Source organism: Bacteroides sp. UBA939 (assembly GCF_002293435.1).
In the GTDB taxonomy this organism is placed as follows: domain Bacteria; phylum Bacteroidota; class Bacteroidia; order Bacteroidales; family Bacteroidaceae; genus Bacteroides.
On sequence record NZ_DBDF01000039.1, the window covers coordinates 557 to 9,537 of the forward strand.

An 8,981-nucleotide genomic window follows, 5' to 3' on the forward strand; every position below is an offset into this window, starting at 1 on the left:
ACATTCAAACGTAAGATTTCTTACGTGAAACTTTTCCCGTATTTTTATACTGCAAAGGTATAAAAATGATAATTTATGGCAAATGTGCGGTTTGGAGAAAAAAACGCCGTCAGAATATGCTGTAAGCCCTATTTTTCCCGCTAAACCGCACATTTGCTAATTTTTCACTTTAACACAACATTAACATTTGAGATTCCCCTTTAGAGAAGGGTATATGATATCTTCAAAAGAATATCGAAGAATAATATCCATAAATTCATTATTTATCCTTATATTTGAAGAGTTATAACATCAGTTCAGCGAGATGAAAGCACTACATTCTTTATGTATTATTCTGGGAATATTTTTTTGCGCAAACAGCATGAAATCCCAAACAATCAAAAACAGAGACTCTATTATCGAGTCTGCCGTAAACGACATATCCGTCGACAATATGAAAGCGCTAATACAGGATTTGGTTGGTTTCCATAACCGGAACAACCTAAGTAGCATGACGCACCCGACCCAGGGAATAGGAGCCACCGCCGAATACCTGTATCAAAAGGTCAACACATATATTCCGTCCTCAAACGAAAGGCTTTCCGTAGAAAAAGCGTTTTATACAATCGGCGGACCGGGAACACGCCTGGGACGAGAAGTAACCGTATGCAACGTGATTGCAACCATACAGGGCAGCAATCCGGATGATGATCGGAAGATTGCCCTTCTTGCCCATTTTGATAATCGTAACGGAAACGGAAGCGACTCCATCCGATATGCGCCGGGAGCAAACGATGACGGTAGTGGCGTTGCCTGCCTGATGGAAATTACCCGCTTGCTTTCCCGTATAGACCTGCCTGTCACTCTGAAAATTATGTTCCTTTCCGGTGAAGAACACGGGCTTTATGGAGCACAATACATGGCGAATAAAGCCAAACAGGAAAACTGGAATCTGATTGCTGTACTCAACAACGACATGATAGGCAACGGAAACGCCAGTGAAACAAATACACACAACAACACGATGCTGCGCGTTTTTTCCGAGAATATCCCTGCCATTGAAACGGATGAAATGAAACGGATACGAGTTTACAACTCCGCTGAAAATGACAGTCCTTCACGCCAATTGGCGCGTTATATCAAAGAGACGGGCGAGCGTTATGTTGATAATACAACAATCAAACTGATTTACCGTAACGATCGTTTCGGACGTGGTGGCGACCATACCCCTTTCAGCCGGAAAGGATATGCAGCAGTGCGTATCTGTGAAATGCACGAGAATTACGACCGCACCCATCAATATGTACGGGAGGAAAACGGAATCAGATACGGAGATGAAATCGAAGGTATCGACTTTGAATACCTTCGCAAGAACACCGGCATCAACTTGTCATCTGTTGCTAATTTAGCCTTGGCTCCCTCTGTTCCGGAAAATGTGCGCCAGGAAGTATCCAAACTGACAAATTATTCCGCTCTCCGCTGGGATTCGCCCAAACAAGGGAAAAAACCGGCTTGCTACTACGTTCTGATTCGCGAAACCGATCAATCCCAATGGCAAACGAAAATCCGCGTTGAAGGAACCGAAGCTCGTATCCCTTACAGCAAAGACAATTACTTTTATGCAGTTCAAAGTGTGGATGCCGAAGGGCATGAAAGTCTGGCAGTGTTCGCAACAGGAGGAGATTGAGTCAGTCTCAATAATCCCAAATTCAGATTATACCGAACGAACCTACATTATTCATAGTGTAAGTTAAAAGAAAGATAAAACTCTGTGTCTCTGTGACTCTGTGTTCAAGCATAAATTCTCATTTATGACGAGACACTTATGAATAAAAATCCCCCTTCTGCCGTTTCATCGACAAAAGGAGGATTTCCCTAACTGATTATGGAGAACTTTCTTTTATTTCAAATCTTTCAATTCCCAGCCCAATGCACTGGCTCCCAGTACTGCAGCATCAGAATCTTTCAATTCGGACATCTTCAGCTTGGTTTTTCCTTTAAAGATAGTCAGCACATTTTCATCAAGACTCTTTTGGATAGGCTTGAAGATGTAATCTCCGGATTTAGCCAATCCGCCAAACAAGATGATGGCTTCGGGACTGGAGAAAGCGATAGCGTCCGCCAAAGCTTCACCCAGAATATTACCTGTAAAATCGAAGATATCTTGTGCCAGCTTGTCACCCTGAACGGCTGCATCATAAACATCTTTGGAGGTAATGTCTTCGGCAGGGACAGAACGCAGCAAACTCGGTTCAGTGCGTGCAGCGAGGAATTCACGAGCCGTACGCGCCACACCGGTAGCCGAGCAATAAGTTTCCAGACAACCGTGACGACCGCATCCGCAGAGGCGTCCGTTCTCACGACGCATGATAACGTGTCCCAATTCTCCGGCAAAACCGTCGTGACCATAAACCATCTGACCGTTGATAACGATACCGCTACCCACACCTGTACCCAGGGTAATCATGATAAAATCTTTCAGACCGCGCGCTGCACCGTACGTCATTTCACCGATAGCTGCGGCGTTAGCGTCGTTGGTTAAAGCAGTAGGGATACCCAGACGTTCTTCAAACATGGCTGCCAGAGGTATTATACCTTTCCACGGCAAATTCGGTGCGAATTCGATAGTTCCGCTATAATAGTTACCATTGGGGGCACCGATACCGATACCTTTAATTTTATCCACGCCACCATTGGCGATAATCAAAGGCAACAGATTTTTGCAGACTTCGTCTACATAATCATCCACTTTCTCGTGAGATCCGGTTTTAATAGAGCCACTTGTAATAATAGTTCCGCGTGCATCTACAATACCAAAGACAGTGTTTGTACCGCCTATGTCAATGCCCACTACGTAAGGTTTTTCCATGTTTGAATTCATGATACTAATGTTTTGTTTAAAGGGTTAATAATTCGTAATGGTTACAAATTACACAAAGAAAAACGACACTTCAAAATCTTTTTTAAAAAAAGTTCATTCCGCTTGCAACTTTTCGTAGTATCCTCACGTCTAATAGTCAAAATTAACAGGAATAAAGACTAAAAGAGTGACGACGTGATACATCTAACAAACATTAACAAGACCTACAACAACGGAGCGCCGCTGCATGTGCTCAAGGGTATTAACCTCGACATCAAGCGGGGTGAATTTGTTTCCATCATGGGAGCTTCAGGTTCCGGCAAGTCCACTTTACTTAATATATTAGGTATATTGGATAATTACGATACCGGCGAGTATTACCTGAACGGTACGCTCATTAAACATCTCAGTGAAACAAAGGCGGCTGAATACCGGAACCGTATGATTGGTTTCATCTTCCAGTCTTTTAACCTGATTAACTTCAAGAACGCCGTGGAGAATGTAGCTCTCCCGCTTTTTTATCAAGGAGTAAGCCGACGCAAGCGTAATGCCATGGCGTTGGAGTATCTCGACCGTTTAGGATTGAAGGATTGGGCGCACCACATGCCGAATGAAATGTCCGGCGGACAAAAACAACGCGTAGCCATTGCACGCGCGCTTATCACCAAACCGCAAATCATCCTTGCCGACGAACCTACCGGAGCGCTCGACAGTAAAACCTCCATAGAAGTGATGCAAATCCTTAAAGACCTGCACCGGATGGGTATGACTATCGTAGTTGTTACTCATGAAAGCGGGGTTGCCAACCAGACCGATAAGATTATCCATATCAAAGACGGTATTATCGGCAGCATCGAAGAGAATCTGTTTCATGATGCATCTCCTTTCGGAAAAGATGGTTTCATGAAATAGAATGGTAACAGCTTTATTATCTTTAATTATTTATCTCCCTATATTATGTTAGACCTTTGGCAAGAAATATACGGTACCATCAAACGGAATAAGTTGCGTACATTCCTCACGGGGTTTGCCGTGTCATGGGGCATCTTTATGCTCATCGTGTTGCTGGGCGCCGGTAATGGCATTATCCATGCTTTCGAACAATCATCCTCGGAACGCGCTTTGAATTCTATCCGCATTTTTCCGGGATGGACTACCAAGCCGTATGAGGGATTGAAAGAAGGTCGTCTCATCCTTTTGGAGAATAATGACTTGGATGCTACCGAAAGGTATTTTTCGGATAATGTAATCAGTGTAGGCGCTACTGTACGGCAAAGCAATATAAACGTCAGTTTCGGACAGGAATATGTCAATATTTCCTTGTTGGGAGTGCATCCCAATTATACGGAGGTGGAAACCGTAAAGACAACAGATGGACGCTTTATCAATCATAATGATTTGAAAGAAAGACGGAAAGTCATTGTTCTTCATAAAAAAACGGCTGAAATTCTGTTTGAAAAATCACATATCGAACCCATCGGACAGTTTGTCAATGCCAGCGGAGTCGCTTATCAGGTAGTAGGCATCTACAATGACCAGGGCGACCGCCAAGCCAGCGAAGCCTACATTCCTTTTTCGACCTTACAGACAATCTATAACAAGGGGGAACGATTGAATAATATTATTTTCACCACTAAGGATTTGGAAACCATAGAAAGCAATGAACTCTTTGAAGCCAATTATCGTAGGGTTATCGGCGCCAACCGTCGTTTCGACCCCACAGATGATGGCGCTATCTATATATGGAACCGTTTCACCAATTATCTGCGAACACAGAGTGCAATGGGAATCTTGCGCATAGCCATTTGGGTAATCGGTATTTTTACTCTGTTGAGCGGAATTGTCGGAGTATCGAACATCATGCTGATTACAGTGAAAGAACGTACCCGTGAATTCGGTATTCGTAAGGCGCTTGGAGCAAAACCCATCTCCATCCTTTGGCTGATTATCGTGGAGAGTGTTACCATCACGACCCTATTCGGGTATATCGGTATGGTAACGGGTATTGGCGTCACGGAGTGGATGAATTCAGCCTTTGGTAATCAGACTATGGATGCAGGTATGTTCCAGCAAACCATGTTCTCAGACCCGACTGTAGACTTGAGTATTGCCATACAAGCTACGCTTACGCTGATTATTGCCGGCACGCTGGCAGGGTTCTTCCCTGCAAGGAAAGCGGTAAGTATCAGCCCGATAGAAGCGTTAAGAAGCGATTAATGATGAACGGCTAACGATGGACGTAGAAGTATTAATCACTAATCACTAAACATTAATCACTATACAACATGAGAATAGATATAGATTCTTGCGAGGAAATCCTCATCACGATTACGAGAAACAAGACGCGAAGCTTGCTGACAGCTTTCGGTGTGTTCTGGGGTATCTTTATGCTGGTGACACTTATTGGTGGTGGACAAGGTATGCAAGAAGAAATGAATTCGCAATTCGAAGGCTTTGCCACGAACTCTGCATTCCTCGTTTCACAAAGAACAGGTGAGGCATATAAAGGTTTTCGTAAAGGACGTTTATGGATGTTGGAAATTTCGGATATCGAGCGTTTGCGCAAAGGAGTCGAAGAGCTTGACGTAATTACTCCCTCCATTTCATACTGGGGGAGAACTGCCATACATGAAGATAAGAAGTATGACGCTAATGTCCAGGGATTGTATCCTGACTATGGGAAAATAGAACATCAGGAAATGACTTATGGCCGTTTCATTAACGATGTGGACATTCAGGAGTCGCGCAAGGTTTGTGTCATAGGCAAGCGCGTTTATGAAAGTTTGTTTCGTTCGGGTCAGAACCCGTGTGGAGAATACATCCGGGTGGATGGTATTTACTATCAGGTAATCGGCATGTGTTCGTCCGAAGGGAACATCAATATTCAGGGACAGGCTTCGGAGGCTATTACTTTACCCTATAGCACCATGCAGCAGGCATACAATCTGGGTAACCGGATGCATGTGCTTTGTTTCACCGTGAAACCGGGCGTCAAGGTTACCGATATCCAAGAAAAAGTAGAACGCATTGTGAAAGCAGCCCATTATATCTCTCCGAATGATAAGCAGGCAACAATGATGTTGAATGCGGAAGCCATGTTCTCCATGATAGATAACCTGATGACGGGAATTCGTATCCTGATTTGGATGGTTGGTTTGGGAACTTTGTTTGCCGGAGCTATCGGAGTATCGAATATTATGATGGTGACGGTGCGTGAACGTACAACGGAAATAGGTATACGCCGTGCCATTGGCGCCCGCCCGTGGGATATCTTGCAGCAAATCCTTTCTGAAAGTATGGTGCTGACCACTATTGCCGGTATGGCGGGAATTAGTTTTGCCGTACTTGTGTTGCAAGTACTGGAAGCGGCTGCCAATGATCCGGGAAATATCACTACTCACTATCAGGTATCTTTTGGATTGGCTATAGGTACTTGCGCTTTGCTGATTGCTTTAGGGGTACTTGCCGGTCTGGCTCCGGCTTACCGGGCTATGGCGATTAAGCCGATTGAGGCGATAAGGGATGAGTAAGAAGTTGAAAATTGAAAGTTGAGAGTTGAAAATTAGTACTGGAAATAAAATAATAATATATAATCGTATGAAAAAGTATTTGAAAATCGCATTGTTGGTGGTAATAGCTGCCATTTTCATCTTTACGTTTGTGTTTCTTTATCAGAAGTCCAAACCGAAGATTACAGTTTATGAAACGGTGGAGCCACAAATTGCCGATCTTGAAAAAACAACGGTGGCAACCGGAAAGGTGGAGCCGAGGGATGAGATTCTTATCAAGCCCCAGATATCAGGTATCATTGACGAGTTGTACAAGGAAGCAGGACAGGCTATACACAAAGGTGAGGTGATTGCCAAAGTGAAAGTAATTCCCGAATTGGGTACGCTGAACGCTGCCGAGAGCCGCGTGCGTCTGGCAGAACTCAATGCTAAACAGGGTGAAACGGACTTCTCCCGTACAGAGAAGTTGTTTAACGACAAACTGATTAGCCGTGAAGAATATGAAAAAGCCGAGGTGGGTGTGAAACAAGTGCGTGAAGAATTGCAAACAGCTAAGGATAACCTGGAAATTGTGAAGGAAGGTATTACAAAAAGCAGTGCTTCTTTTTCAAGTACGCTTATCCGTTCTACTATCGACGGTTTGATACTGGATGTTCCTGTAAAGGCCGGTAACTCGGTAATCATGAGTAATACGTTCAATGACGGTACTACAATTGCTACAGTTGCCAACATGAACGATCTTATCTTCAGAGGAAAGATTGACGAGACGGAAGTAGGACGTGTTCATGAAGGTATGCCGGTGAAACTGACTATCGGTGCGTTACAGAACTTGTCATTTGAAGCTATGCTGGAATATATTTCTCCGAAAGGTGTGGAAGAAAACGGTGCCAATCAATTTGAAATCAAGGCGGCTATTCGTGTGCCCGACTCTGTGATGATTCGTTCGGGTTATTCCGCCAATGCGGAAATTGTGCTTGAACGTGCGCCGAAAGCATTGACTTTGCCTGAAAGTACGATTGAGTTCAGTGGTGACAGCACGTTTGTGTATATTATGACGGATAGTGTGCCTGCCCAGAAGTTTGAACGTAAGCAGATACAAGTGGGCATGAGCGACGGTATCAAGATTGTCGTCAAAGATGGTTTGAGCGGCAAGGATAAAGTACGTGGCGCAGAAAAGAAAGATAAGTAGGCTTTCATAAATCATTTATTATAACTCAATATTATCATTGGAATATGAAAAATAAATTAATCATAGCATGTCTTATGTTGGGAGGTATTTCGGCTCAGGCTCAGGAAGGCTGGACGCTACGCCAATGTATTGATTACGCTATCGAGCATAATATAGATATACGCCGGGCGGCCAATGTTGCGGAACAGAATGCAGTAAACGTGAATACGGCTAAGTGGGCGCGTCTGCCGAACTTGAATGGTAGTGCAGGGCAAAACTGGAATTGGGGGCGTACGGATATGCGTGTAAAAGATGAGGATACCGGTGCCGAATCGGTAGTCTATATGAATACGAGTAGCAATAGTACCAGTATGTCTTTATCTACCAGTATTCCTATTTTTACAGGTTTCGAGATTCCTAATCAGTATGCTTTGGCTCAACTGAATTTAAAAGCGGCTACGGCGGATTTGGAAAAGGCGAAAGAGGATATTTCCATTAATATAGCCTCCGCCTATTTGCAGGTTCTGTTCAATCAGGAATTGCATCAAGTAGCTTTAGGACAGGTGGAACTAAGTAAAGAACAGTTTGCACGTATTTCCCGTCTTGCTGAATTAGGTAAGGCATCGCCTGCCGAAGTTGCAGAGGCAAAGGCACGTGTTGCTCAGGATGAGATGAGCGCCGTACAGGCTGATAACAATTATCAATTAGCCTTGCTTGACCTCAGTCAACTTATTGAATTAGAGACTCCGGAAGGTTTTACTTTGTCGACTCCTTCTGTTAAGTTGAATTTAGTTCCTCTTACTCTTCCCGATGAAGTATATCAGATGGCATTGGGTAATAAAGCTTCTATTCAGGCTGCGCAATATCGCTTGGAAGGAAGTAAACATAGTATTCGTATTGCCCAGAGTGGACTTTATCCTCAGTTGAACTTAAATGGTAGTCTTGGTACGGATTATTATTCTTCGCTTAACCGTAATTTCAGCCAGCAGATGGAAGATAATTTTAAAAAGTATGTCGGCTTAAGCCTAAGCGTTCCCATCTTCAACCGTTTCTCAACCCGCAACCGCATACGCTCAGCCCGGCTGCAACAAGAGAACTACTCTCTGCAATTGGACAATGCCAAGAAGACGCTTTACAAGGAAATTCAGCAGGCGTGGTACACTGCGCTTGCTTCCGAAAGCAAATACACCAGTAGCAGTATTGCTGCTGAAGCGAGTGGAGAGTCTTTCAGGCTGATGAGTGAGAAATATGACAAGGGCAAAGCTACCGCCGTAGAGTACAACGAAGCGAAACAGAATCTGATGAAAGCCCAGTCCGATGAATTGCAGGCAAAATATGAATATCTGTTTCGTACGAAGATATTAGATTTCTATAAAGGAATCCCTGTCGAGTGACGTACAAATAATGCATGGTAAAACAGCTTCTAAAGTTGTCATGCTATTTTCTTAAGTAGCTGTTCATAATT

At 43.8% G+C, this 8,981-nt stretch carries 7 protein-coding genes; 6 read left to right on the plus strand and 1 reads right to left on the minus strand.

Annotated features, from left to right (window positions below):
- Positions 1 to 361: 361 nt before the first annotated feature.
- Complete coding sequence (locus B2Z67_RS02850) at positions 362 to 1,666, plus strand: M20/M25/M40 family metallo-hydrolase (RefSeq protein WP_291528309.1); 1,305 nt, start codon at positions 362 to 364, stop codon at positions 1,664 to 1,666.
- Between the two features lie 213 nt (positions 1,667 to 1,879).
- Here the strand turns inward: B2Z67_RS02850 and B2Z67_RS02855 are convergent, their stop codons facing one another.
- A complete protein-coding gene (locus B2Z67_RS02855; RefSeq protein ID WP_291528310.1) occupies positions 1,880 to 2,860 on the minus strand; it encodes an ROK family protein in 981 nt (326 codons plus the stop codon).
- 174 nt (positions 2,861 to 3,034) lie between these two features.
- Here B2Z67_RS02855 and B2Z67_RS02860 point away from each other — a divergent pair, with 174 nt between their 5' ends.
- From B2Z67_RS02860 to B2Z67_RS02880, 5 genes are all read left to right on the plus strand, one after another.
- Positions 3,035 to 3,751, plus strand: a complete 717-nt coding sequence (locus B2Z67_RS02860; protein WP_291528311.1) for an ABC transporter ATP-binding protein — start codon at positions 3,035 to 3,037, stop codon at positions 3,749 to 3,751.
- A 45-nt stretch (positions 3,752 to 3,796) separates the two neighbouring features.
- Positions 3,797 to 5,056: an ABC transporter permease gene (locus tag B2Z67_RS02865; RefSeq protein ID WP_291528312.1), complete on the plus strand. Its 1,260-nt coding sequence runs from the start codon at positions 3,797 to 3,799 to the stop codon at positions 5,054 to 5,056.
- Between the two features lie 68 nt (positions 5,057 to 5,124).
- Positions 5,125 to 6,369 (plus strand): ABC transporter permease, encoded by a 1,245-nt coding sequence (locus B2Z67_RS02870; RefSeq protein WP_291528313.1) that lies wholly within the window; start codon positions 5,125 to 5,127, stop codon positions 6,367 to 6,369.
- 67 nt (positions 6,370 to 6,436) lie between these two features.
- On the plus strand, positions 6,437 to 7,537 hold the full coding sequence (locus B2Z67_RS02875; protein ID WP_291528314.1) for an efflux RND transporter periplasmic adaptor subunit: 1,101 nt from the start codon (positions 6,437 to 6,439) through the stop codon (positions 7,535 to 7,537).
- A 44-nt stretch (positions 7,538 to 7,581) separates the two neighbouring features.
- Positions 7,582 to 8,910 (plus strand): TolC family protein, encoded by a 1,329-nt coding sequence (locus B2Z67_RS02880; RefSeq protein WP_291528315.1) that lies wholly within the window; start codon positions 7,582 to 7,584, stop codon positions 8,908 to 8,910.
- The last annotated feature ends 71 nt before the right edge of the window (positions 8,911 to 8,981 follow it).